This window comes from Acinetobacter sp. 16, from assembly GCF_033439925.1.
In the GTDB taxonomy this organism is placed as follows: Bacteria; Pseudomonadota; Gammaproteobacteria; order Pseudomonadales; family Moraxellaceae; genus Acinetobacter; species Acinetobacter junii.
The window spans coordinates 2740339-2765271 of sequence record NZ_CP137746.1; the positions used below are offsets into that span (position 1 = coordinate 2740339).

General features: G+C 39.1%; 23 protein-coding genes and 1 pseudogene. 14 read left to right on the forward strand and 10 right to left on the reverse strand.

Features of this window, described 5'->3' with window-relative positions:
- Positions 1–47: 47 nt before the first annotated feature.
- Both R2H34_RS13250 and R2H34_RS13255 read left to right on the forward strand, forming a co-directional pair.
- Positions 48–1253, forward strand: a complete 1206-nt coding sequence (locus tag R2H34_RS13250) for an RtcB family protein (protein ID WP_318342301.1) — start codon at positions 48–50, stop codon at positions 1251–1253.
- A gap of 4 nt (positions 1254–1257) precedes the next feature.
- Positions 1258–1416, forward strand: coding sequence for a hypothetical protein (locus tag R2H34_RS13255; protein ID WP_004908791.1), 159 nt, complete (start codon positions 1258–1260; stop codon positions 1414–1416).
- Positions 1417–1540: 124 nt separating this feature from the next.
- Here the strand turns inward: R2H34_RS13255 and omp38 are convergent, their stop codons facing one another.
- Positions 1541–2599 (reverse strand): outer membrane protein Omp38, encoded by a 1059-nt coding sequence (gene omp38 / locus R2H34_RS13260; RefSeq protein ID WP_318342302.1) that lies wholly within the window; start codon positions 2597–2599, stop codon positions 1541–1543.
- Between the two features lie 386 nt (positions 2600–2985).
- On the opposite strand from omp38, the gene R2H34_RS13265 reads away from it, so the two are divergent.
- The 3 genes from R2H34_RS13265 (at position 2986) to R2H34_RS13275 (ending at position 5389) form a co-directional block, all read left to right on the forward strand.
- Positions 2986–3498 (forward strand): GspH/FimT family protein, encoded by a 513-nt coding sequence (locus R2H34_RS13265; RefSeq protein ID WP_005402112.1) that lies wholly within the window; start codon positions 2986–2988, stop codon positions 3496–3498.
- Between the two features lie 112 nt (positions 3499–3610).
- A complete protein-coding gene (locus R2H34_RS13270; RefSeq protein ID WP_004908800.1) occupies positions 3611–4786 on the forward strand; it encodes a thiolase family protein in 1176 nt (391 codons plus the stop codon).
- Positions 4787–4945: 159 nt separating this feature from the next.
- Positions 4946–5389 carry a VOC family protein gene (locus R2H34_RS13275; protein WP_004963946.1) on the forward strand — a complete coding sequence of 148 codons (444 nt, stop codon included), beginning with the start codon at positions 4946–4948 and terminating at the stop codon, positions 5387–5389.
- A gap of 45 nt (positions 5390–5434) precedes the next feature.
- Here R2H34_RS13275 and R2H34_RS13280 read toward each other — a convergent pair whose 3' ends face one another.
- The 6 genes and pseudogenes from R2H34_RS13280 to R2H34_RS13305 form a co-directional block, all read right to left on the reverse strand.
- Complete coding sequence (locus tag R2H34_RS13280) at positions 5435–5788, reverse strand: DMT family transporter (protein ID WP_125297910.1); 354 nt, start codon at positions 5786–5788, stop codon at positions 5435–5437.
- Positions 5789–5870: 82 nt separating this feature from the next.
- A complete protein-coding gene (locus R2H34_RS13285; RefSeq protein WP_004950495.1) occupies positions 5871–6356 on the reverse strand; it encodes a DUF934 domain-containing protein in 486 nt (161 codons plus the stop codon).
- Positions 6349–7992 (reverse strand): nitrite/sulfite reductase, encoded by a 1644-nt coding sequence (locus tag R2H34_RS13290; protein WP_125297909.1) that lies wholly within the window; start codon positions 7990–7992, stop codon positions 6349–6351. Before R2H34_RS13290 ends, R2H34_RS13285 begins: the two co-directional genes overlap by 8 nt.
- A 173-nt stretch (positions 7993–8165) precedes the next feature.
- Positions 8166–10571 carry a glucose/quinate/shikimate family membrane-bound PQQ-dependent dehydrogenase gene (locus tag R2H34_RS13295; protein WP_318342303.1) on the reverse strand — a complete coding sequence of 802 codons (2406 nt, stop codon included), beginning with the start codon at positions 10569–10571 and terminating at the stop codon, positions 8166–8168.
- A gap of 138 nt (positions 10572–10709) precedes the next feature.
- Positions 10710–11954: pseudogene (locus R2H34_RS13300) on the reverse strand (carbohydrate porin).
- Positions 11955–12086: 132 nt separating this feature from the next.
- On the reverse strand, positions 12087–13205 hold the full coding sequence (locus tag R2H34_RS13305; protein ID WP_318342304.1) for a CaiB/BaiF CoA-transferase family protein: 1119 nt from the start codon (positions 13203–13205) through the stop codon (positions 12087–12089).
- 214 nt (positions 13206–13419) lie between these two features.
- Between R2H34_RS13305 and R2H34_RS13310 the strand changes: the two genes are divergently transcribed.
- Complete coding sequence (locus tag R2H34_RS13310; RefSeq protein WP_318342564.1) at positions 13420–14433, forward strand: AraC family transcriptional regulator; 1014 nt, start codon at positions 13420–13422, stop codon at positions 14431–14433.
- A 95-nt stretch (positions 14434–14528) separates the two neighbouring features.
- On the forward strand, positions 14529–14993 hold the full coding sequence (locus tag R2H34_RS13315) for a GNAT family N-acetyltransferase (protein ID WP_318342305.1): 465 nt from the start codon (positions 14529–14531) through the stop codon (positions 14991–14993).
- 146 nt (positions 14994–15139) lie between these two features.
- Here the strand turns inward: R2H34_RS13315 and R2H34_RS13320 are convergent, their stop codons facing one another.
- A complete protein-coding gene (locus R2H34_RS13320; RefSeq protein ID WP_318342306.1) occupies positions 15140–15679 on the reverse strand; it encodes an AAA family ATPase in 540 nt (179 codons plus the stop codon).
- A 178-nt stretch (positions 15680–15857) separates the two neighbouring features.
- Between R2H34_RS13320 and R2H34_RS13325 the strand changes: the two genes are divergently transcribed.
- From R2H34_RS13325 to R2H34_RS13345, 5 genes are all read left to right on the forward strand, one after another.
- Positions 15858–17063: an acetyl-CoA C-acetyltransferase gene (locus R2H34_RS13325; protein ID WP_004799949.1), complete on the forward strand. Its 1206-nt coding sequence runs from the start codon at positions 15858–15860 to the stop codon at positions 17061–17063.
- Positions 17064–17073: 10 nt separating this feature from the next.
- Positions 17074–19209: a 3-hydroxyacyl-CoA dehydrogenase NAD-binding domain-containing protein gene (locus R2H34_RS13330; RefSeq protein WP_151834265.1), complete on the forward strand. Its 2136-nt coding sequence runs from the start codon at positions 17074–17076 to the stop codon at positions 19207–19209.
- A gap of 160 nt (positions 19210–19369) precedes the next feature.
- On the forward strand, positions 19370–19594 hold the full coding sequence (locus R2H34_RS13335) for a hypothetical protein (protein ID WP_039047019.1): 225 nt from the start codon (positions 19370–19372) through the stop codon (positions 19592–19594).
- Positions 19595–19660: 66 nt separating this feature from the next.
- Positions 19661–20515 (forward strand): patatin family protein, encoded by an 855-nt coding sequence (locus R2H34_RS13340; protein ID WP_151825793.1) that lies wholly within the window; start codon positions 19661–19663, stop codon positions 20513–20515.
- A gap of 280 nt (positions 20516–20795) precedes the next feature.
- On the forward strand, positions 20796–21032 hold the full coding sequence (locus R2H34_RS13345) for a hypothetical protein (protein ID WP_004963976.1): 237 nt from the start codon (positions 20796–20798) through the stop codon (positions 21030–21032).
- Between the two features lie 60 nt (positions 21033–21092).
- Here the strand turns inward: R2H34_RS13345 and R2H34_RS13350 are convergent, their stop codons facing one another.
- Together R2H34_RS13350 and R2H34_RS13355 are read right to left on the reverse strand one after the other, a co-directional pair.
- Positions 21093–21524: a GNAT family N-acetyltransferase gene (locus tag R2H34_RS13350; protein WP_279676059.1), complete on the reverse strand. Its 432-nt coding sequence runs from the start codon at positions 21522–21524 to the stop codon at positions 21093–21095.
- A 16-nt stretch (positions 21525–21540) separates the two neighbouring features.
- Positions 21541–22755, reverse strand: coding sequence for a class I SAM-dependent methyltransferase (locus R2H34_RS13355; protein WP_125318838.1), 1215 nt, complete (start codon positions 22753–22755; stop codon positions 21541–21543).
- A 100-nt stretch (positions 22756–22855) separates the two neighbouring features.
- On the opposite strand from R2H34_RS13355, the gene trhA reads away from it, so the two are divergent.
- Positions 22856–23497, forward strand: a complete 642-nt coding sequence (gene trhA, locus R2H34_RS13360) for a PAQR family membrane homeostasis protein TrhA (RefSeq protein ID WP_125318839.1) — start codon at positions 22856–22858, stop codon at positions 23495–23497.
- 111 nt (positions 23498–23608) lie between these two features.
- The gene (locus R2H34_RS13365) at positions 23609–24919 is read left to right on the forward strand and encodes an MFS transporter (protein WP_151790567.1); all 1311 of its coding nucleotides are present in this window, start codon (positions 23609–23611) and stop codon (positions 24917–24919) included.
- Positions 24920–24933: the final 14 nt, after the last annotated feature.

Consider the following 24933-nt stretch of genomic DNA (forward strand, 5'->3'; position numbering starts at 1 on the left):
TTTTTTATGCCTATTCGGACAGAAATTTTGCTAATCGAGAAATAAAAATGGGCATACAAAAAATACTCAATGCTGAAGCTCAATACGGTTTACCAGTGAAGATATTCACTAACGATATTGATAATGAGAGCATTGAACAACTGAAGAAGATGGCACAGCTGCAATTTGTTTATTCTCATATTGCAGTCATGCCCGATGTACATGTTGGTAAAGGTGCGACAGTCGGAAGCGTTATACCAACTAAACATGCAATTATACCCGCAGCTGTGGGCGTAGATATTGGCTGTGGTATGAATGCGATTCGACTCAATTTAAAAGCTTCACAACTTCCTGATAATCTTTCGTCATTGCGTAATGCAATCGAACGAAAAGTTCCCGTAGGATTTGAGTTACATAAACAAGTGAAAGCGAAAGCATCTAGCATTATTCCGTTAGAAAAACGCTTACAACCAATCGTAAAAAAACATCCTGGTTTAATCAGAATGCTCAGAAATTTTGATTTAACTTGGCAAAAACAACTTGGTACTTTAGGTGGTGGCAACCATTTTATTGAACTCTGCTTAGACGAAAATCAAGATGTTTGGGTCATGTTACATTCTGGCAGTCGTGGATTAGGTAATGTGATCGGCACGTATTTTATTGAACTGGCGAAGAAAGAAGCTCAACATCGCTTTGGTCATGTTCCTGATAAAGATTTAAGTTATTTCGCAGAAGGATCATGTAGTTTTAATGATTATGTTGAAGCCGTTGAATGGGCTCAAGAATATGCTTTTGAAAATCGTCGTGAAATGATGCGATTAATTTTAGAAGCCATTCGCCCCCTACTTCCTCCCTTTCAACTCACTAAAGAAGCTATAAATTGCCACCACAATTATGTTAGTCGAGAGAATCATTTCGGTGAAGATCTTTTTATAACACGTAAAGGTGCAATTCGTGCTGGACTTGATGAATTAGGAATTATTCCGGGTTCTATGGGTACACGTTCTTATATTGTTAAAGGTAAAGCAAATCCTGAAGCATTCTGCTCATGTTCACATGGTGCAGGTCGGAGAATGAGTCGTCATAAGGCAAAATTGTTATTTAGCCAAGATGATTTAATTCAACAAACTCGAGGAACCGAATGTCGCAAAGATGCAAGTGTAATTGATGAAATTCCTAGCGCTTATAAAGACATCGATCAGGTCATGCAAAATCAATCGGATCTCATCGAGATCATTCACACGCTAAAACAAGTTCTATGTATAAAAGGTTAAATAAATGAAACTTAAAGCAATGCCTAAAATCAAAGTTCGCAATCCCGTCGCATTATCCCCTTTACTACAGAAAGGTGGAATACATGAAACTGAGAAGCCTCGTGCACAACATCGTCGGGATCGTCAACAAACCAAACAACAACTAAGTAAAGGTGTGTGGTAATTTTTATCTTAAATCTTGGATATATAAGATTCAAAAGTGTGGAGAATTAAAATGTTTATTTATTTTAAATTTGGCAATAAAAAAGCGACTCATAAGAGTCGCTTTTTTTAGTTCAAAAACTCAATTATTTAGCTTGTTGACCTGGTTGAACTAAAACAGTACGGCTACCAGTGATCGCAGCGAATACGCGACGGTTCATAGCACGACCTTCTTTAGTTTTGTTGTCAGCAATCGGTTGATCCCAAGCGAAACCTTGAGTAGACAAACGAGATGCATCAACGTTGTATTCGTTTACAAGAGCTGATTTAACAGAGTTAGCACGAGCTAAAGATAAACGTTCGTTTAACTTACGTGGACCAGTGTTATCTGTGTGACCTTCAATACGAGCAGTCGCATTCGGGTATTCAGCTAACTTCTCTGCAACTTTAGCAATTTCAGATTTGTATTGTGGTTTGATGTCTGACTTGTTCGTATCAAAGAATACGCGAAGTTCCATGTTAAGATCTTCAGTCAACTCTTGTGGTTGAGGAGCAACTGGAGTTGGCTCAACTGGAGCAACTTCTACTACAGGAGCAGCAGGCTTCAAGTGACCACCAAGAACTACGTTTAAACCAGCAAGAGCTGTGTAGTTCCAGAAGTCTTCATCGATATTATAAGTACCACGAGCTTCTGTACGAAGAGATAAAGCATCATTTAAGCGCCAGAAAGCACCAAAACCAGCATTACCTAAAGTACCTTCTTCTTTCAAACCACGACCAACACGACCCAATTGAGCTTCGTTAGCATCAGTGAAAGAATATTTATAATGACCAGCACCTAATAATACGTATGGCTTGATTTTGCTATCGTAGTTTTTAGTGATTAGATCAGAAGTAACATAGAAGTTACCGTTGATTTGTTGTTGCTTGTATTCACCATTCGGTGCTGCACTAGTAACGTCACCTTTAACTTGGTTGTATTCAGTTTCAAAACCCAACCAAGGTGTTAATTCAACACCAAGAGCTGCACCAACGAATAAATCGTCCTGTAACTCACCAGCATTTGTTAAGTTTTCAGTGCTGTTGTTGTGCTTAGAATCTTGGAATGTGTAACCAAGCATTAATGGAGTTACTGTTACACCCGCATTAGCAGCAGCTAAAGGAGCAGCAACAAGCATAGCAAGTGCAATACGACTCAATTTCATGGATATCCTCCAGAGATAACAATTGTTTGTTGTTCAAGCTTAGCCTATGAGTTTTGGCCCCATAAACACAGAAGTGTTCACAGTATTATTTTTAAGCTATTCACTTCACTTTGAATCATACAAACACTTGATGAATTTTCCAAGTGCTTGATAACTTTAACCTCGCAAATTATTGACAAAATTTCTTACAATTTCCGTTGTAGTTCAGTAAATTTTAATTCAATTTTAAAGTCTGAATAGCTTATTGTTCGCTCGCTTCAAGTTTAACAGCATTTGCTGCATAAAGTAATCTTTAGTTTCGCAATAGTAAACTTAAATTAATAAATACAGTAATTACTTAACACTTTGTTAATAAAAAAATTACAGAAACACCAACAGGTAATATTATGTTTAAATTTTCCGGCTTTACGCTGCCTGAAATCATCATAACGATTGCAATTTCAGCAATTTTAGTCAGCCTAGCACATCCATATTTCATCGAAATATTAATTTCAATTGAAGTAAAACAAATTAAAAAGACTCTCACAATTTACATACAAAAAGCCAAATCCGATGCACAAACCTATCAGAAAAATGTGACTTTGTGCGCAACTCAAGACTTTAGTTCTTGTAGTAGCGATTGGAATCATGGATTTATTGGTTTTCTTGACGCTAATCGTAATAAAAGACGCGATATCACAGAAACTATTCTGTATTCAAATCCAGTCCAACCTAAATATGGCTCATTGGCATGGCGTGGCACTCTGAATATTAACTCACTCACCTTTCAGGGAGATACGGGGTTACCACGTGGTTCAAATGGCAGTTTCTATTATTGTTCTAGTCGATCAAACCACCATCTCCAAATCATCTTAAGTAATATGGGGCATGTTCGTACGCAAGAAATTTCCAGCTGCTAAAAAACTCTTCAGTCTAGCGAATACGATGTAAAACACTTTATTGACAGAGTTTTTTTAATATACTGCATAGGTTTTGAACATTCTCAGCAAATTATAAGTCTGGAGACATACAATGACTGACATCGTAATTGTAAATGGCGCTCGTACAGCTATGGGCGGCTTCCAAGGTGCTTTATCAAGTGCTACAGCACCTGAATTAGGCGCAATCACGATCAAAGAAGCGATCGCACGTTCAGGCTTACAACCAACTGATGTTGAAGAAGTTATCATGGGTTGTGTTCTTCCAGCGGGACTAAAACAAGGACCTGCACGCCAAGCAATGCGTAAAGCAGGCTTACCTGACTCTACAGGTGCTGTAACAATTAACAAATTGTGTGGCTCTGGTATGAAAGCAGTGATGCAAGCAGCAGATATGATCAAAGCTGGTAGCGCTGAGATCGTTGTTGCTGGCGGTATGGAGTCAATGACTAATGCTCCTTACGTCTTACCAAAAGCCCGTGCAGGTTACCGCATGGGTCATGGTGAAATTAAAGATCATATGTTCTTTGATGGTCTAGAAGATGCTGAAACAGGTCGTTTAATGGGTTCATTTGCACAAGATATGGCAAATACTCGTGGCTATACCCGTCAGCAAATGGATGACTTTGCAATTCGCTCTTTACAACGTGCACAAAAAGCAATTACTGAAGGTTATTTCAAAGATGAAATCGTTCCAGTAACTGTTTCTAGCCGTAAAGGTGATGTTGTTGTTGATCAAGACGAGCAACCATTAAATGCAAAAATTGATAAAATTCCAAGTTTGAAACCTGCATTTGCAAAAGACGGTACAATTACCGCTGCAAATGCAAGCTCTATCTCTGATGGTGCTTCTGCACTTGTACTTACTTCAGCAGATGTTGCTTCTGCACGTGGTTTACAACCTTTAGCAAAAATCATCGCTACGGCTTCTAACTCTCAACACCCTTCTGAATTCACAATTGCTCCTGTTGGTGCGATTGAGAAAGTATTGAAGAAAGCAGGTTGGGATGCACAAGAAGTTGATCTTTGGGAAATCAATGAAGCTTTTGCTATGGTGACAATGTGCCCAATCGATGACTTTAAACTAGATGCTGAAAAAGTGAATATCAATGGTGGTGCTTGTGCTTTAGGCCACCCTGTTGGTTCTACTGGATCACGTATCATTCTTACATTAATCCACGCACTCAAGCGTACTGGCGGTAAGAAAGGCGTTGCAGCATTATGTATCGGTGGTGGTGAAGCAACTGCTGTTGCGATTGAACTGATCTAAAAATAACGTGTGAACCTTACTATTAAATAATAGTAAGGTTGCAACAGAAATCCTGCTATATGCAGGATTTCTGTTTTCTTTAATTACAAAAAATAATTCACCCAGGGTTCAAATATCGGTACGTTATGCAGTGTATAAAAAAACAACAAGGAGCAAAAAATGCAACTAAATCACTATTTGAACTTTAAAGGACAAACAGAACAGGCTTTTATTTTTTATCAATCAGTTTTTGGCGGTGAATTTGCAATCATTAGCCGTTATGGAGATATGCCACCGACAGAAGGTGTAACTTTATCTGAGGCCGATAAAAGCTTAATTCTACATGTATCTTTACCAATCAATGAATATACAGTTTTAATGGGATCAGATGTAAACGATCAATTCTGTGCCCCAAACGCGGGTTTCATTCAAGGAAACAATCATTATATTTCTATTAATATTGAACATGATGAAACTGAGGCACGCCGTTTATTCAATCAACTTTCCGTTCATGGTCATATTGAAATGCAACTTGAGAAAACTTTCTGGGGTGCACTTTACGGTGCTTTTACTGATCAGTTCGGTATTAAATGGATGGTGAATTGTCAGTTAGAAGATATATAAGAAAAATCTTAAGTACTATCAAAAGAAACTTTTTTGATAGTACTTTTAAACATCAATATTTGAGTATTGTGCAATTATCATCAAACCGATGGTAATAAAACCGATTCCAATCCAACCCGCTAAATCAATATTCTGCCCCAAAAAAACTTTTGCTAGTGCTGCTGTCGCAATTACACCAATACCAGACCAAAGCACATATAAAATTCCTGCTTGCATATATTTCAAAGCAATCGCAGCACAAGTAAACGAAATAAGATACAGTACCAAAGCAATACCTTGATCCAGTTTATTGACCAATCCATTTGCTTTGGCTGAATAAAAAGTTGAAAGTACATCAGTTGCTATAGCGATTAATAGCCAAATTACACCTGGATTGATTATTGATAAGAGAGTTAGCATTGTTATTTTTCAGCTCTTGATTAATCCAATTTTACAAAACAAAAAAGCTGAACCTTAGTTCAGCTTATTGATTACGGGTGGCTTATGCACCAGTTTGATAGCTTGCTTGAGGTACAGCTGTTGAAGCTTGATAAGGATTTGTAAAGTCCTGCAGACCAGCTGCTGCTTCCTGAATATCTTTACCTTCTTTTACTACAAAGGTATCAAACCCAGAGCGTTTTAAATAATTTAAAACATCTTTAAAGATATCACCAACTGCACGCAACTCACCTTGATATCCTTGACGACGCAATAATGCTGCGAATGAATATCCACGACCATCATTAAAACCAGCAAATTCAATGAATATTGCATCTAATTCGCTTAAAGGGAACTGATGTGTTTCAGGTGAATCATTTACAGTGATATACAACGCTTTTTTACCTTGTATATTTGGCAATTCATTCAATTGAGCTGTTGTTAAAACAACATCACCTTGGGGAATTGCTCCATCTTCTGCAATCACTTGATAAGTATTGTCTGCAATCGTGCCATCTTTAGAAAGCACTTGTAGCGATGTATTAAGCATAAGCACGCTCCTTAAATGGCTGAATCCCTACACGACGGTATGTATCGATAAACCGCTCACCTTCAGTACGCAAATCTAGGTAAGTATTCAAAATTTCCTCGATCACGTCGGGTACAGCATCTGCAGCAAAAGATGGTCCTAAAATATCACCAATAGATGCATCATGATTCGCATTACCACCTAAAGTGATTTGATAGAACTCAGCACCTTTTTTATCTACACCAAGAATACCAATATTGCCTACATGGTGATGACCACAAGCATTCATACATCCTGAGATATTTAGGTCTAGTTCACCTAAATTATAAATGGTATCAAGATCTTCAAAACGACGTGTGATCGCTTCTGAAATAGGAATTGATTTTGCGTTAGCTAATGAACAGAAATCACCACCTGGACAGCAAATAATATCGGTAATAAAACCAATATGTGCACGAGCCATGTTGTGCTGTTCAAGCGTTTGCCACAATTCAAATAAATTTTTCTGTGGTACGTCTACCAATGAAATATTTTGTTCATGTGTAGTACGGAACTCGCCAAACGTATACTTATCTGCTAAATCAGCGATTAAGTTCATTTCTTCTGATGTTACGTCACCAGGAGCAATACCAGCACGCTTCAAAGAAATCGTAACGATACGATAACCTTTAACTTTATGAGCATTAGTATTGACATTGTACCATTGTTTGAACTTTGGATTTTCAGCGAATAATGCTGTGAAATCCTCATCTTCTAAGTCTTGATAATCGAATGGTGTAAATTCTTCATCCAATTTTTTTAAGATTTCTGGTTGAATTCTTAGAGCATCACGTGTGTGCTCAAATTCAGCCTCAACTTTTTGAGCAAAGACTTCTGGCGTAAGTGCTTTAACTAAAATTTTGATACGTGCTTTATATTTGTTATCACGACGACCATGTAAGTTATATACACGTAAAGTCGCTTCAAGATAAGCAATCAAATCTTCACGTGGTAAGAACTCACGAATGACGCTACCAATAATTGGTGTACGACCTAAGCCACCGCCCGCCATGATTTTATAACCAATCTCACCAGCATCATTGCGTACGATATAAACACCGATATCATGAAATGCTGTTGCAGCACGATCTTTTTCTTCAAGAGCAGAAACGGCGATTTTGAACTTACGTGGCAAGAATGCAAATTCGGGGTGGAATGTACTCCACTGACGAATCAATTCGCATGTAGGACGCGGATCAGCAATTTCACCCGCAACCACACCCGCAAACTGATCAGTGGTGGTGTTACGGATACAGTTACCTGAGGTTTGTACAGCATGCATTTGCACTGTCGCAAGTTCAGCTAAAATATCTGGAACATTTTCTAATGCCGGCCAGTTTAACTGAATGTTTTGACGTGTTGAAACGTGAGCATAACCACGATCGTATTGAGTCGCGATTTCAGCAATTTTTCTAAGTTGTTTAGTATTCATCAAGCCATACGGCACGGCGATACGGAGCATCGGCGCATAACGTTGCACGTATAAACCATTTTGCAAACGTAATGGACGATATTCGTCTTCGGTCAATTTTCCTGCTAAATAGCGTTCTGTTTGATCGCGAAACTGAGCAACGCGTTGGTTAATCAGTTGTTGATCGAAATCCGTATATAAATACATGGCGTATGGCTAGTCATTCATTATAAAGGCGTTTAGCATAACGAGCTTTGTTTCATCAATAAAATGCTTTTTTTGCATATTTAATAACGGTTTTATTGATAAGCCTATCTCATGACTACAAAAAGGAAAAGCCCAGACGAATCTGAGCTTTTACATTCAATTTCCAAATGAAATTAGTTCTTATCTGGTAAAGCATAAGCAACGAGATAATCACCCATTTTAGTACCAAATGAACCGTGTCCACCCGCCATAATCACCACATATTGTTTACCGTTAGCTTCATAAGTCATTGGTGTTGCCTGACCACCTGCAGGTAAACGAGCCTCCCATAACTTATCGCCATTTGAAACATTAAAGGCACGGATGTAGTTATCTTGAGTCGCCCCAACAAACATCACATTACCTGCTGTTGAAATCGAACCACCTAAACCTGGTACTCCAATTTTCACTGGTGGTAATTGAAATAGATTTGGCAAACTATCACGAATCGTACCAATACGTTTTTTCCAAACCACTTCGTGTGTTTTTAAATCCACACCAGCAACAAAGCCCCAACCAGGTTGCTTACAAGGCAAACCGAATGGAGACAGGAACGGACTAATATCTACACCATATGGCGTACCATACATCGGTTGCATGCCCTGCTCTGTACCCGCACCACGTGCGACTGCTTGACGGTTTGGATCTGCTGGAATTAAACGACTTACGAATGGTAAGCCAATCGGGTTCATGACTGCAACTTGACGATCAGCATTCACTGACATACCACCCCATTCGAATACACCGAGATTACCAGGGAATACTAAAGTGCCATTTTCAGAAGGTGGTGTATAAATACCATCGTAATTCAAACGTTTAAACTTCACCCGACACATTAACTGGTCAAACATGGTGGCACCCCACATGTCTTTATCTGTTAATTTATCTTTAGGTGCTAAGTTAAAGTCAGAGAATGGTTGAGTTTTAGCATAGAACTCACCTTTAGTTTGTGGTCCCCACTTCACTGTTTGCGGAACTGGTTTTTCAGTAATCGGTACTATTGGCTGACCATTACGACGATCTAAAACAAAGGCATTTCCTGTTTTAGTTAAGACATAAATCGCAGGGACAGTTTGACCAGATTTATCCTGAATATCCGCCAATGAAGGTTGTGATGGTACATCCATATCCCACAAATCATGATGTGTGGTTTGGAAACTCCAAACTAGCTTACCTGTGCTTGCATTAATCGCCAGCATTGAGTTCGCATAGCGCTCTTTCAACTCAGTACGGTCGCCTCCCCAAATATCAGGTGTACCTACACCTGTCGGTACATAGACGATGTCCAATTTTGCATCATAAGCAAGTGGCGCCCATGCATTTGGCGAGTTATGCACAAATGTTGTGTCTTGACCTGGCATTGCATTCGGATCAGCAGCACCCGTATCGAATACCCACAGCAACTTACCAGTATTCACGTCATAACCACGAATCACACCTGATGGCTCTTTATTCGAATGGTTATCGGTCACTGAACCTGCAATTACCACTGTAGTACCAGATACAACACCTGGTGAAGTTGGGTTATAGCCACCTGGATAGGCATATGGCATGAATTCTTGTAAATTCACTTCGCCATTTTGACCGAAGTCAGAACATGCTTTACCTGTATCTGCGTTCACTGCGACTAAACGACCATCATTAACCGGAACAAAAACTTTACGAGGACATTCAGTCGAAGTTGATTTTTTCGCCTGTAAACTGGTTGCAAACTCAGTGGTGTTTGCAGCATCGTAGTACATCACCCCACGACAAGTTAAATGCTGGAAAGTCTTGTCCGTTTTAAGTTTTGGATCAAAACGCCATTTTTCTTTTCCTGTTGCAGGATCAAGTGCAATCAAATGTTGATGTGGCGTACACATATACATATTGTTGCCGATTTTAATTGGTGTTACCTGATTAGTCGTTTCACCTGAGTCATTGTCAGTTCTAAAATCACCTGTACGGAACGTCCAAGCAACTTTCAAATCTTTGACATTTTTGTCATTAATTTGAGTCAGAGGAGAATAACGCTCCCCTCCTTGACTACGACCATAGGCAGGCCAGTCCTCAGGTGCTACACCATCAACTGCTTTCGCTTGTGCAGGTTGAGGTGTTTGAATCACACCATTAATTTCTTGAGGATCATTAAAGATCGAGTACACCATCACCACAATAGCAATAACTAAAGTCGATGATAGCGCAACCTTACTTGAGCCAAGTTTATCAATACCTCTTGTTACAGCAGGTACTAACAACCACAAACCCAACACACCCAAAACATCAAGACGTGGAGCCAGTGCCCAGAAGTCCGTTCCAACTTCCCAAACACCCCAAATCACACTTCCTAACATTAAAGCGGCATAGACCCATAGCGGACCAGAAGCACGCTTATAAAGTTGTACTGCTACGATGAGTAACAACACTCCTGCAATCACATAATAAAAAGACCCACCAATAGCTGCGAGCCATACACCACCAATAAGCAGGAACAAAGCAATGAGGGCAAGGATCATTACCGTCAACGTTCGCAATCCTGATTTTGAAGCAGATTGATTCATAAGATCACCTTGCATCTTTGTATTTATTAGAATGACTAAGCAAATGATCAATTCACTTAACATTCAATTAAAAAATCTAAAGCATTCTATAGCCCGATTGAGTTGCAAACATGAGCTATAGAACTCCGAATAAAACACTTAAAAAATGGTTTGAAACTTGATGCCACCCACCCATGTTTTATCGCCATCTTTCAAGGAACCGACATGGTGTACATATTGAATATTTGGACGGATGGTCAACCAATTAGTTGCATGGATGCCGTAATACAACTCAGTATTGTATTCTTCATCCAATAAAGGATTGTTTTTGTCATTGGCATGAATACGTGCTACGCCGAGTGCTAGTTCATCTTGTGGACGCTGATTGAGCAGACCTTTATAAACCAATCCAACATTTTGCATATCTTTGATGGAGTTGGTTTTTGAATCATGCACTGTGACATTCACAAAACCAGTTAAACCACGATCAGATTGATCATCATGACGTGTTAATTGCTGTTTGGCAGTAAACCAACCGCCTTGTTTATGTCCAGTTTTGCTTGGGTTTTCAATTTCAGCAGCATCAGCAGTGCTGTAGTAGTAACCAAAACGGTATTCACCTAAAAGAGATTGCTGACCTAGTTTTGGTGACCAAACCAGCTCAGCTGGAATAATCGCACCATGTGATCCATCTGTACTTAAGTTAAAGCCTTTACCACGCTGTAAGTTCTCTGGGTTATATTCATACGCACCAATTTGCACATATAAATCTGGCTGCAGGTTATATTTGACTCGCAATGCCCATTGACTGACAGGCCAGTTGTACCATTGATCACCCACCCAATTGCCGACTTGAGAGCCACATAATGCCAAGTTTTGGAAATCACAGTTAAAACTGTTGAAATCCTCACCTTCACCAAAACGTCCCACCTTAATATCTAAAGTTTGATCTAAAAATTTTTTTTTGATCCATAGATCAGTTAAACGCCAAGTTTGACCACGCCCCCAAACTTCTTGGGTAGAACTTAGATGTCCTTGTAAACCATCTGCAGTTTGAGACAATGATTGGCCATCTCGATAGGTCACCGTGATTTAAGCTTCAGTGTCTTGCCAACCTAAAATTTTATTTAAGTCAAAGTGTGTGCCTAAAGCCAGTTGCCCAGTGAATTCACTGCCATGACTTGAATATTGTTTAGAATCTAAAACCCCTGCAAATTCACCTGTGTAATCAGCAGAAAAGTTATAACCTTGATCTTGTAACGCAGTGCGTTGACCGTTCCAATCACCCAACAGCCATTGACCATGAGGATCAAATGCGGAAGAAGCTGCTTGAGTGTGATGTGTGAAAAGACTCAATGAAAGAACGGATAAACAAGATACAACCCATGATTTAGAGATTGTCATGTTTACGTAACCTTTTATGTTTTTGTATATAAAAGGTTACGCCCATTTTTAATTGATTAATTTATTCAAAATGTTAATCACTTGATTAAATGTGCAATATTTTACCAAGTTGTGATTGTATGCACATATTTTCTACCATTTTCCTTGACCCAAACCTTGTCCGATAAATTGATAGCGCATTTGAGAACGTGAAAATTTAATTGGGCATGCTAATTGAGGCTCAGTTTGATCTGTATTTTCAGATAAAGGTACATCGACCACCCAACCGCGTTGTTTTGCAATCGGTGAAGTCAAAGCCTCATCTAAGCTCAACACTGGCTCCACACAAATATCTAATTGCGAAAAAATTGATTGCCACTCAGCAAAATCTTTGGATCTAAACTTTTCCTTTAAGGCTTGTTTAATCGCTTGACGGTCTTCGGGGTCAAAAGAACTACCTTTTGCCATCAATATAGGTAAATCTAATGCAGCAGCTAACCCAGTCATAAACTGTGGTTCTAAACTTCCTACAGAGAAATAACGACCATCTTTGGTTTCATAATAGTCATAGAAAATAGCACCATTCAGCATCCCTTTCTCAGGACCTTGCGGTGTCTGACCAGCCAAACTTGCTGAGGCGGCCATACTATTTAAACTAGCCACACAGTCCGTCATAGAAATATCTATGTATTGCCCCATACCACTACGCTGACGCTCAACTACAGCAGCTAAAATCCCAATAACCGCATGCAAAGAACCACCTGCAACATCCGCAATCTGTACACCCAATGGAGGTGGTCCACTATCTTGTCGACCACTATGACCCGAAATACCAGCTAAAGCTAGATAGTTAATATCATGCCCTGCACGGTCTTTATATGCACCTGTTTGACCGTAACCTGTAATAGAACAATAGATTAATCGAGGATTGATCTCAGCAAGCGTTTCATAATCCAACCCTAATCGACGCATCACATCTGGTCGAAATTGTTCAAGAAGGATGTCAAACTCTGAAATTTTATTTTTAATTAACTCAATATTTGCAGCATCTTTTAGATCAAGCGTAATAGACTGTTTATTTCGATTAAGATAACTATGCGCTGTGGCTTGACCATTGGCATAAGGTGGCATGATTCGAACCAAATCTGGACGACTCGGAGATTCTACATGGATAACTTCTGCACCCATGTCTGCAAGATACATACTCGCGAATGGACCAGGCAACAAAGTAGAAAAATCTAGAACTTTCAATCCCTTTAAAGCAGTTGGCATAATAATTTTTACTCATATTGTTCAAATTTTCTTTTATACTAGGTTCGGATAAACACAAAAACAATGTCATGTTCAGCCATTTACCTTGATAGTTTCGGCAATTTAACATGTACTTAGTGAGCAATAATTTTTTCTTGTCAATTGCTCAATTAGATATTTTAGACGGTTATTTAGGTCAATTATCGTGAATAGTAAAGAAACTGAAGGATTCAATATGAGCCGTGATACGATCAGCATCCACTTCGTGAATGCGGCTTTAACAGGTGTAAAACGCCTAGGCATGGACGTTGAAACATTACTTTCACATGTCGGTATTGAAGCAGAATTGCTTCGTCAACCTAAAGCTCGAATCTCCCCAGAGCAATACACTCGCTTTGTCAAAATGTTATGGATGATCACCCAAGACGAACACGTTGGTTTCGATGTTCAACCACGTCGTTTAGGTACATTTGCGATCATGTGCCAATTGATCATACATTCGAAAACACTTGGACAAGCGCTCGAACTTTCCTCACAATTTTACAAATTATTCGGTGATGAATGGTCTGTCAGTTTAGAGCGTGATAAACACGAAGCTCGTTTAGTACCTCACATTCCTAAAGCGCTTGACCCTGATCATTTTATTACGGAAAGTATGCTGATGATTTGGCATGGTCTTGCTTCGTGGTTAATCGAACGTCGCTTACCTTTGGAGCGTGTCCATTTTGGTTATGAACGCCCTAACCATGCTGATGAATATGATGCGCTATTTTTTGCACCAGTGATGCAGTTTGACGCACCGCGTACAGAAATTACCTTTGCTGCAGATTATTTAGATCTACCTATTCGTCAGGATGAAAAAACTTTAGAAGAGTTTTTAAAAGCCGCACCAGCACAACTTCTAGTGAAATTCAAAAACACCAACTCACTCACTTCGCGTATCCGTGATGTATTGAAGAGCCAAATCGGCGAAGAAATGCCAACTTTAAATGATGTGGCATCTATGTTGTATTTATCTCCTCAAACATTACGTCGTCGTTTGGCTGCGGAAGGTAAAAGCTATCAAGGTGTCAAAGATGCCTTACGTCGTGACGCTGCGATTCATTTATTGCTCACTCCAAACCTCACTTTAGAAGATGTTGCTCAACAAGTTGGCTTTAGTGAAACTAGTACCTTTCACCGTGCCTTCAAGAAATGGACAGGTGTTACGCCTGGTTTATATCGTCAGTTGCATGGGCATCACAATTAACTTAAATCAGACAAAGTGTTCAACCCTAAAAAGTTGAACACTTGTTGAAAAATATGATATTAATCCACTATATTCCTCAACAATCACGATAAATAATGATAATCAAAAAAGGCGATTTTTCAGACCCTCAAGTTCAAGACCTCATACGCATTCATTTGCACGGCATGCATCAGAACACACCTATTGAGCATAGTTTTGCACTCGATTTCAGCAGCCTACAAAAAGACTCCATTCGATTTTATATACTTTGGCGTGATGATCAGCTTCTTGGTTGTGGTGCGATTCAAGAGCTTAATCCCTATCATGCTGAACTTAAATCGATGCGGACTCATCCCCAACATCTACGTCAAGGTGTAGCGACACACTTACTTGATTATCTTCTGAAAATTGCTAAACATAGCAACTATGAAAAAGTGAGTTTAGAAACAGGAAAAGACTCCCACTTTGATGCAGCAATTCATCTATACAAGAAATTTGGTTTCGTAGAGGGTGAAGCCTTTGCTCAATATAATGAATCTGAATATAGCCAATTCTTTCATTTAAACTTATCTAATCAATAGTTTAATCTCAGATTTTCATCTGTTTTTTTAAAAAGGTTTTTTGTAAAAACTCATTGATAAGTAATCTAATTACAAGTAATACAGCCGTAAAGCCAAAACATTATCTTGAAAAAATATAGCCAATACCCTGATTTTAATGCTAATTATCAATCACCACTTATTTGTTTTAAGAAAGCAGCTGTCTTCCGAGGCGAAGTTAGGTGAATAAATCGTATGTGCTGGTATTTAGGGTTATTCATCATCGCTAAATACCTTTTCTTATTTTGTGGATATTTCTGAAACATCCATAAAAAAATCGATTTTTGGGAGAATACCATTTTCAAGTTCTCTCTATTATTCGAGTTTTTCCATAATCGCTCACGACTTAAAATACGCCACAAAGTCCGTTTAGTAAGACGATAAAAGTTAACAGAAAAAGAATAATCTAGCCAAATGACCGTATCCACCTCAGACCAAATCATATCAATACTGCGTGAATAAAGATTATCGATCACCCATCCCGTTGATGCTGCATTCATACTCAGTTTAAGTTTGCAAAAAAATGCATCATTTGAAGATTCTTTCCAATCATCTAGCCATAGTAAATCATCCAGTTCGATATATTGTATTTTTAATTTTTCCGCCAACTTTCGAGCCAGCGTAGATTTGCCAGAACCCGTAGTACCAATAATATTAATAAATTTCATCAAGCAAATTATGTTGAATTATGGACATGCATTTTACTAAATATTTCAACTATTCAATAGTGAACTGAATTGGCGAAAAACATCAAACTTACCAATGTTTATCATCATTGCACTGACACTTAAATTGAGTACACTCGAAGCACAATGATTTTAATTTAAGGCAATACAAGGAACAGCTATGAGCGAGGCCTATATTATTGATGCCATTCGCACACCACGCGGAAAAGGAAAAAAAGACGGCTCATTACATGAAGTAAAACCAATTACTTTACTCACAACATTATTGAATGAATTACAACAACGCCATCAACTCGACACATCTAAAGTCGATGATATCGTTCTCGGTTGTGTGACACCAATTGGTGATCAAGGTGGGGATATTGCCAAAACTGCTGCGATTGCTGCAGGTTGGAATGATGATGTTGCAGGTGTCCAAATCAACCGCTTCTGTGCTTCTGGTTTAGAAGCAGTAAACTTGGCAGCACAAAAAGTTCGTTCAGGTTGGGAAGATGTTGTGGTTGCGGGTGGCGTAGAATCAATGTCACGTATCCCGATGGGTTCAGATGGTGGCCCATGGGCACTAGATCCTGAAACCAATTTAAAATCCTCTTTTGTACCACAGGGTGTGGGTGCAGACTTAATCGCAACTTTAGATGGTTATAGCCGCGCAGATGTAGATGCATTTGCGGTCGGTTCGCAACAAAAGGCTGCTGCTGCTCAGGCAAATGGTTATTTCGATAAATCAGTTGTACCTGTGAAAGATCATGCAGGTGTAACAATCTTAGAAAAAGATGAATTTATCAAAGGAAATACCACAGTTGAAGGTCTAGCAAAACTGAATGCTAGCTTTGAAATGATGGGTCAAATGGGCTTCGATGCTGTTGCTTTACAGAAGTATCCTGAAGCGCAAAAAATTAATCACGTTCATCATGCAGGTAACTCATCAGGTATCGTCGATGGTGCTGCGGTGGTGTTATTGGCTTCTGAAAAAGCAGTCAAAGAGCAGGGTTTAAAACCTCGTGCCAAGGTGCTTGCAACTGCATTAGTCGGTACAGATCCAACCATTATGTTGACTGGTCCTGCCCCTGCTGCACGTAAAGCATTAGAAAAAGCAGGCTTGAGCATCAACGATATTGATTTATTTGAAGTGAATGAAGCTTTTGCAGCTGTGGTAATGCGTTTTATTACAGAACTGAAAGTTCCTGCTGAGAAAGTCAACGTCAATGGTGGTGCGATTGCGATGGGACATCCATTAGGGGCAACTGGTGCCATGATTCTAGGAACTTTGTTAGATGAATTAGAGCGTCAAGGTAAAAAACGTGGTCTAGCAACATTATGTGTCGGTGGTGGTATGGGTATCGCTACCATTATCGAGTTGGTGTAAGGAGAACAACATGAGCGCTATTAAATACGAAAAAAACGCTGACAATATTGTAATTCTCACACTAGATTCATCTGGTCAATCTGCAAACACCATGAATGCAGAGTTCCGAGATGCTTTAGATGAAGTCAGTCAAAAGCTTAAAGCTGAAACTGATCTGAAAGGTATTATTTTCCGTTCAGCTAAGAAAACCTTCTTTGCTGGTGGTGACCTAGATGAGCTGATTCAGGTACAACCTGAACACGCTACTGAATTTTTCAAGATGATTGAAAAACTCAAAGGTGACTTACGCACAATCGAAACTTTAGGTGTGCCTGTTGTTGCAGCTTTAAACGGCACTGCGCTTGGTGGTGGCTGGGAAATCGCTTTAGGTTGCCATTATCGTATTGCCATTAATGATCCAAAAACTAAATTTGGTTTACCTGAAGTGACTTTAGGACTACTTCCTGGCGGTGGTGGTATCGTCCGTATGGTACGTTTGCTGGGCTTACAAAATGCATTCCCGTTCCTTATGGAAGGTAAGCAATTTGGTGTCGATAAAGCAAAATCTCTTGGTTTGGTACATGACACAGCTGAGAATGAACAAGAGCTGTTAGAAAAAGCGTTTGCTTGGGTGAAAGCTAATCCAAAATCACAGCAACCATTTGATGTGAAAGGCTACAAAATCCCTGGTGGTGATCCTAAAACGCCTGCGGTTGCGCAAGTGCTTGCAATTGCCCCTGCCATGCTACGTGACAAAACCAAAGGTTGCTACCCTGCTCCTGAAGCGATCATGGCGGCTGCAGTTGAAGGTGCTCAAGTCGATGTAGATACTGCACTTCGTATTGAATCACGTTACTTTACACAACTGACTGTAGGTCAAGTGTCGAAGAACATGATCGGTACGTTTTGGCATGGTCTAAATGCAATTAAATCAGGTGCGAGTCGTCCTGCTGAAGTTGCTAAATGGCAAGCGAAGAAAGTCGGTGTTTTAGGTGCAGGTATGATGGGTGCAGGGATTGCCTATTCAACCGCAATCAAAGGAATTCCTGTCGTACTCAAAGATGTGTCTGTAGAAAATGCAGAGAAAGGCAAAGCTTATTCACAAAAGCTACTTGATAAACGTGTTTCACAAGGTCGTATGACCGCAGAAAAACGTGATCAAGTGTTAGCGCTTATTACAGCTACTGCTGATGCAGCTGATCTACAAGGCTGTGATTTAATCATTGAAGCAGTATTTGAAAATCAAGAACTCAAAGCCAAAGTGACTCAAGAAGCTGAGCAGTATTTAGCGGAAGATGGAATTTTTGCATCGAACACGTCTACCTTACCAATCACAGGTCTAGCAACAGCAAGTAAAGATGCTAAAAACTTTATTGGCTTACATTTCTTTAGCCCAGTCGACAAAATGCAATTGGTCGAGATCATCAAAGGCAAAGAAACTTCAGCTGAAACATTAGCTAAAGCCTATGACTTTGTACAACAAATTGCTAAAATACCAATCGTGGTAAATGACAGTCGTGGTTTCTTTACCAGTCGTGTGTTTGGTACGTTCATTCAAGAAGGTATGCGTCTTCTTGCTGAGGGTGTACATCCAGCAAAAATCGAAATGGCAGCACTCAAAGCTGGTATGCCTGTTGGTCCTCTTGCGATTCAGGATGAAGTATCTTTAACTCTGACTGAGCATGTAGCAAGCGAAACGCGCAAAGCACTGCAAGCTGAAGGGAAAGACTTACCGAAAACTCCTGTAGATGAAGTGGTTCACACCATGATTCACGAGCTAAATCGTAAAGGTAAAGCAGCAGGTGCAGGCTTCTATGAATATCCAGAAAATGGCAAAAAACATTTGTGGGATGGGCTCAGCCGTTGGACGAAAGAGAATGATATTTCTGAACAAGATATGATTGATCGTTTCTTGTTTGTTCAAGCACTCGATACCTTACGCTGCTATGAAGAAGGTGTTCTAGAATCAGTAATTGATGCCAATGTCGGTTCAATTTTTGGAATCGGTTTTGCTCCATGGACTGGTGGTGCAATTCAATTCCTAAATCAAAATGGGATTGAAAAATCACTACAACGTTCAGAGGAATTGGCTGCTAAATATGGTGAACGTTTCAATCCACCACAATCTTTAAAAGACAAAGCGCAGAAGAAAGAAATTATTCAATAATTTTTTCACTCTCTTCACTTTACGCTCATATCAGTTTCTTTAACTGATATGAGCTTTTTTGTATTTATTGATAGAAAACCGAATTGCGTCTAATCCATCACAAATTGTGCTATAAATATACCAATTCTGCTTTACTTTTTGTCCTTTGGAAATTTGTCTTATGTCTGAGAAATTATGTCCTGAAACCTCGCCGTGGGGTTGGAAAGCACTGATCATCACTTGCATTTTAAGCTTTATCTTTATGGTGATTTTTTATTTAGCCATAAATAATGAGCCTGACTATATGCCAATGAATCAAAAAAAAGCAGCGGCAGCAGCTGAAATGTCACAATCTTCAGCAAATGGCGAAGCTCAACATAGCGAGCATCAGCAACACAATCACTAAAGTATTCTTGTCGAAGATGATAAATCCGTGTTAAACAGGGATTTATCATCCTATTCGAGATATTGAATGCTTCACCAAAATCGTCAAGCACTGGTCGTTGAAGGTGGTGGAATGCGCGGCGCATTTACCAGCGGTGTCTTAGATGCATTTTTACTGCAACAATTTAATCCATTTGATCTTTGTGTTGGTGTTTCATCTGGTTCTACCAATGTCGCTAATTACCTCGCAGCTCAACAAGGTCGCACCCTACAAATCTATCTAGATCATTCTCTTCGATCTGAATTCATTCATTATGGACGCTTCTTCAAAGGTGGTGACTTACTTGATTTGAAATGGATGTGGGAAGTGGTTGAAAAAGAAAATCCACTCAATCAAGCTCAATTATTTGCCAATCATCCTGAGTTTTACATGGTATTGACCCATGCTATTTCAGGAGATGCAACATATATCAAAGCCTCTAAAGACAACATTCTCGATGGATTACGTGCATCAAGTTCTATTCCAGTGCTTACCCGTCAAGCAGTAGAAGTTTTTGGTGAACCCTACTTTGATGGCGGAGTCGCAGATGCTCTCCCCGTACTTTGGACGGCGAAACAAACTAATGTATCTAAACTCATGGTACTGAGAACTCGCCCCAAAAATTACTACAAAGCCAGTAGTAAAGGTGATCAACTACTTGCAAGGTATGCATTCAAGCAACGACATGGTTTTGCCAAAAGTTTATTAGCAAGAACGCAACGCTATAATGAATCTATTGAATTTGTTAGAACAGCATCTGAACAAAAAATATTGGAGGTTTGCCCACCCGACTTAAAACATATGGCGGGTCGACTCACCAAGAATAAAGCCAAGATTCGTTATAGTTATGATATTGGTCTAGAAACAGGCTTCAAAGCTATTGAAGATTGGAACGCCCTATAATCATCTCGCTTATTCCAAGTCTTTGAATACTATAATATTGAAGACTTGGAAACTTATTAAAATCGTATCTTATTCTAAATAATCGCTTAAATTTAGCCCTAAATATTAATTTCAGACTATTCTTTTTTGCAAATCAACTTTCAAGTTTCAATCAATAATACAAATCATCAGACAACCCAAAACAAACTATAAAACCATATAATGTTTAGGCTTTTTATCAAATTGATTAAATGATGTTGTTCTAGCAAGTTTTTTATTTATTTTATTTTTGGAATTTTCTATGAGTAATCGCTCAAACTCTCACAACGATTCAAGTGAAACCGTATTAGGTTGGAAATTTGTCATTATCGTTGGGGTACTTAGTACAATTTTTCTCAGTTTCTTCTACTTAGCTATGAGCAATGAACCAGATTATATGCCTGGAGCACAGCGAGCAGCAGAACAACAAAAAGCAATCGCTCAAGAAAATGCTCAAGCAAGCTCAGAGGTTGAAACCCAACATCAGCAACACCAATAAAGAAATATAACTTGCTCGATCTGATCATCGATCGAGCAAGTTATGATCTAAATCTTCGTTTCAGTGATTTTTAGTTTCAATCACCAACTGCATTTTTATATGAGGAATTCCACACTCATCGTATGCATCCCCTTGTATCGAAAATCCTAATTTTTCATAGAATGAAATGGCGTGAACTTGTGAGGATAACTGAAGAAATTTTCGATCTTGTTGATGTGCTTGCCGAATAACCTCTAACATAATCATACGTCCAATTCCTTGTCCGCGATAAGCTTTGAGTACAGCCACACGCCCTACACTATTGTTTTGTAATAATCGCGCAGTCGCAATTGGTTGATCTTGATCATAGACAACAAAATGATCTGAAATCATATCTTGATCATCCCACTCCTCTTCTTCAGGAATGTTCTGCTCAATTATAAAAACTTGTTTTCGAATGAACTTTGCGTCTTGCTCTAACTTATCCCAGTGACCACTTTGGACTCTAAACATCTCGATCTCAGCTTAATTAGCACTTACAACCTAAATTTTCGATTGGCATTTGATCTTGTAACAGCAATTCTAAGCTTTGTTTTTGGATACCATACATCTGTTTTAAGGCTTGAATTTGCTGCATAATTTTCGGATCAGGCTGCTGAACATCTTTACGCTTGGTCGCTAAAATCATCTTATTTTTACTGGTATGTTCCAGTGAAACGAATTCAAAAACTTTAGTTTCATAACCGTAAGCCTTAAGCAACAAAGCACGCAATGTATCTGTCAGCATTTCTGCCTGCTGCCCTGCATGAATGCCAAACTGAAGCATCGGTTGTAAAACCTCTGGGCTTTTTAATTGAGGTCGCAACTCTTTATGGCAGCATGGCGCACACATGATCATTGAGGCATTCAGACGAATTCCTGTATGAATTGCAAAGTCGGTTGCTACATCACAAGCATGTAGTGCAATCATGACATCTAGCTTTTCTGGGGCATAGCTCCGCACGTCACCTTCAAAGAAATCAAGATGATTAAAGCCAACATCATCTGCAACTTTTTGGCAAAACTGTACAAGATTCGAACGCAGTTCAACACCTGTGATTAACGGAGTTTTATTTTGCTCTAATAAATAATCATACAAAGCAAAAGTTAAATAACCTTTTCCTGAACCAAAATCAACAATATTAAGTTCTTGTTGAGAAGCATCAATTTGCTCATAAGCATTTGAAAAAATTTCAATAAACTTATTAATCTGTTTCCACTTGCGCGCCATACTTGGAATGAGTTGTGCCTTTTCATCGGTAATTCCAAGATGTTTAAGAAATGGACTTTGTTGCTGAACAAATCGATGTTTTTCACGATCGTGATGCTGTTGAACTTGGTTTACACTGATTTGCTTTTTCTGTGCATTCAACATGGCTTTCTTTTTGTTTTTTTTCAGTTGAATATCTTGATGCATTGTAAATAGATTGGCTTGTTTCGACTGAACCAACAGCTCGGCTATTTTCTCTAATCCCTCTTCAATCGGATAATTCTTAGTAATATCTTGCGTTTTATAATGATATAAACAGGACAGCATACTTTGATTTTGCAGTTCAATAATGCGAAAAGTCATTTTCTCTAAATCTATCATTTCGCCCTTGTATTGGCTCAAGATCAATCGATCAAAACTATTGTTTTCAATAGATTGCTGAATCTCCAAGAAAAATTGCTGTTCTTGTTCAAAGGAAAATTTGGGCGCAAACATAGTGAAAACCTGACAAATAGAAACTAAATTTTATAGCGTCTTACTTTAAAAGGGAAATTGCATTACGATACAGTTGTATTTTTATACTATTAGAAGCTCAATGAACGCTAATTTTCTAACCAATTATGATCCCAAAGAAGAATTAATTAATGCCTATAGTCACGGGATTGGTGCAGTTCTGGCGCTAATTGCATCGGTGTTTCTAATTATCAAAGGATATGGACTACCTTTCGGACAATGGATGAGTTTATGGGTATATGGGTTCAGTCTTGTATTACTCCTCAGCAGTTCTATGCTTTACCATTTCTCTCAAGATGGAATGAAACGCTACTGGTATAAAAAACTTGACCATACTGCGATTTATTATCTGATTGCAGGAACGTATACCCCCTTTCTAAGTATCGCAATCCCAACAGCGAAAGCACATTATTTATTAATTGCGCTATGGATCATTGCCTTGATTGGTACCGTATTTAAACTGATCCTAATTCATCGTTTTCAAAAAGTATCTTTGGCAGCCTATATCATCATGGGGTGGTTAGCCGTGTTAGTTATGGATGATATGCAACTATACCTATCAAAAGAAGCAATCCAGTTATTGATTGCGGGTGGGCTTGCTTATACTGTCGGCACATTGTTTTATGCTTTAAAAAAGGTAAGATATACCCACGCAATTTGGCATGTATTTGTGCTAATAGGGGCAGGTTTACACTTTCTTGCAATCTACTGTTATGTGCTTTAACTCCTGTCGACAGGCCAAAAGAAATGACACTAGTTTCATGAGTAGACTTTGCATTCAAAGAATTCTCAAGTCCATATTTCTGTGTCTTGATCAAATAAAATAAGGTCTCGTATGTCGTCTAGTACTACGACTGTCACCCCCGAAGTGGCAAGCAATTCAAAAACAAGGGTATTATTTGCCAGTCTCGTGGGTACCACGATTGAGTTTTTTGACTTCTATATCTACGCAACTGCAGCAGTTTTAATTTTTCCTCATTTATTTTTCCCAGAAAGTAGTGATGGTGCCGCTGTACTAAAATCCCTCGCAACTTTTGCAATTGCATTTATTGCTCGCCCGATCGGAGCCGCAATTTTTGGACATTTGGGAGATCGAATTGGACGTAAAGCAACTTTAGTCGCAGCTTTACTGACAATGGGAATATCAACTGTTTGTATCGGTTTGCTGCCAACCTATGCACAAATTGGCCTTGTAGCTCCTTTACTACTAGCTTTATGCCGTTTAGGTCAAGGTCTCGGTCTTGGTGGTGAATGGAGTGGTGCTGTTCTACTGGCGACTGAAAATGCACCTGAAGGAAAACGTGCATGGTATGGCATGTTCCCTCAACTGGGCGCTCCGATTGGTTTTATCCTCGCAACAGGTTCTTTCCTTTTATTGAATGCTTTTATGTCAGAACAAGATTTCATGACTTGGGGCTGGCGTATTCCATTCGTCTCAAGTGCGGTGTTAGTTCTGGTTGGTCTCTATATCCGTCTGAAATTGCATGAGACTCCTGCATTCCAAAAGGTTTTAGACAAACAAAAAGAAGTTAATGTCCCATTCAAAGAGGTCATGACGAAACATTTCCCAATGTTGGTCTTGGGTACTGTTGCTGCGATTTGTACTTTTGTCGTGTTCTATCTCACAACCGTTTTTGCACTCAACTGGGGTACAACAAAACTGGGATATGCTCGCGGTGATTTCCTTGAATTACAATTGATCGCAACACTTTGCTTTGCAGCTTTCATTCCTGTTTCAGCGATTCTTGCTGAAAAGTTTGGACGTAAAAATACATCGGTTGCTATCTGTATCTTATCAGCCTTATTTGGACTTTGTTTTGCGCCGCTTTTAGGGTCTGGTAGCCCATTACTTGTGTTCCTATTTTTATGTATTGGTCTCTCAATCATGGGACTCACTTACGGACCGATTGGAACTGTACTTTCTGAGATTTTTCCAACATCAGTCCGTTATACAGGTTCAGCATTAACCTTCAACTTGGCAGGTATTTTTGGTGCATCCTTTGCCCCTTACATTGCGACCAAACTCGCTGAAAGCTATGGTTTAGATGCTGTAGGAATGTATTTAAGTTTAGCGTCAATTCTTTCATTAATCGCGTTTTTGTTCATCCGTGAAACCAAACACGATGATGTAAATAACCAAGTCTAATCTATATGTTCTTA

What these genes read in the sequence shown, in the direction of transcription:
- R2H34_RS13250 (WP_318342301.1), top strand. Translation starts at nt 48, where the DNA reads ATGGGCATACAAAAAATACTCAATGCTGAAGCTCAATACGGTTTACCA.
- R2H34_RS13255 (WP_004908791.1), top strand. Translation starts at nt 1,258, where the DNA reads ATGAAACTTAAAGCAATGCCTAAAATCAAAGTTCGCAATCCCGTCGCA.
- omp38 (WP_318342302.1), bottom strand. Translation starts at nt 2,599, where the DNA reads ATGAAATTGAGTCGTATTGCACTTGCTATGCTTGTTGCTGCTCCTTTA.
- R2H34_RS13265 (WP_005402112.1), top strand. Translation starts at nt 2,986, where the DNA reads ATGTTTAAATTTTCCGGCTTTACGCTGCCTGAAATCATCATAACGATT.
- R2H34_RS13270 (WP_004908800.1), top strand. Translation starts at nt 3,611, where the DNA reads ATGACTGACATCGTAATTGTAAATGGCGCTCGTACAGCTATGGGCGGC.
- R2H34_RS13275 (WP_004963946.1), top strand. Translation starts at nt 4,946, where the DNA reads ATGCAACTAAATCACTATTTGAACTTTAAAGGACAAACAGAACAGGCT.
- R2H34_RS13280 (WP_125297910.1), bottom strand. Translation starts at nt 5,788, where the DNA reads ATGCTAACTCTCTTATCAATAATCAATCCAGGTGTAATTTGGCTATTA.
- R2H34_RS13285 (WP_004950495.1), bottom strand. Translation starts at nt 6,356, where the DNA reads ATGCTTAATACATCGCTACAAGTGCTTTCTAAAGATGGCACGATTGCA.
- R2H34_RS13290 (WP_125297909.1), bottom strand. Translation starts at nt 7,992, where the DNA reads ATGTATTTATATACGGATTTCGATCAACAACTGATTAACCAACGCGTT.
- R2H34_RS13295 (WP_318342303.1), bottom strand. Translation starts at nt 10,571, where the DNA reads ATGAATCAATCTGCTTCAAAATCAGGATTGCGAACGTTGACGGTAATG.
- R2H34_RS13305 (WP_318342304.1), bottom strand. Translation starts at nt 13,205, where the DNA reads ATGCCAACTGCTTTAAAGGGATTGAAAGTTCTAGATTTTTCTACTTTG.
- R2H34_RS13310 (WP_318342564.1), top strand. Translation starts at nt 13,420, where the DNA reads ATGAGCCGTGATACGATCAGCATCCACTTCGTGAATGCGGCTTTAACA.
- R2H34_RS13315 (WP_318342305.1), top strand. Translation starts at nt 14,529, where the DNA reads ATGATAATCAAAAAAGGCGATTTTTCAGACCCTCAAGTTCAAGACCTC.
- R2H34_RS13320 (WP_318342306.1), bottom strand. Translation starts at nt 15,679, where the DNA reads ATGAAATTTATTAATATTATTGGTACTACGGGTTCTGGCAAATCTACG.
- R2H34_RS13325 (WP_004799949.1), top strand. Translation starts at nt 15,858, where the DNA reads ATGAGCGAGGCCTATATTATTGATGCCATTCGCACACCACGCGGAAAA.
- R2H34_RS13330 (WP_151834265.1), top strand. Translation starts at nt 17,074, where the DNA reads ATGAGCGCTATTAAATACGAAAAAAACGCTGACAATATTGTAATTCTC.
- R2H34_RS13335 (WP_039047019.1), top strand. Translation starts at nt 19,370, where the DNA reads ATGTCTGAGAAATTATGTCCTGAAACCTCGCCGTGGGGTTGGAAAGCA.
- R2H34_RS13340 (WP_151825793.1), top strand. Translation starts at nt 19,661, where the DNA reads ATGCTTCACCAAAATCGTCAAGCACTGGTCGTTGAAGGTGGTGGAATG.
- R2H34_RS13345 (WP_004963976.1), top strand. Translation starts at nt 20,796, where the DNA reads ATGAGTAATCGCTCAAACTCTCACAACGATTCAAGTGAAACCGTATTA.
- R2H34_RS13350 (WP_279676059.1), bottom strand. Translation starts at nt 21,524, where the DNA reads ATGTTTAGAGTCCAAAGTGGTCACTGGGATAAGTTAGAGCAAGACGCA.
- R2H34_RS13355 (WP_125318838.1), bottom strand. Translation starts at nt 22,755, where the DNA reads ATGTTTGCGCCCAAATTTTCCTTTGAACAAGAACAGCAATTTTTCTTG.
- trhA (WP_125318839.1), top strand. Translation starts at nt 22,856, where the DNA reads ATGAACGCTAATTTTCTAACCAATTATGATCCCAAAGAAGAATTAATT.
- R2H34_RS13365 (WP_151790567.1), top strand. Translation starts at nt 23,609, where the DNA reads ATGTCGTCTAGTACTACGACTGTCACCCCCGAAGTGGCAAGCAATTCA.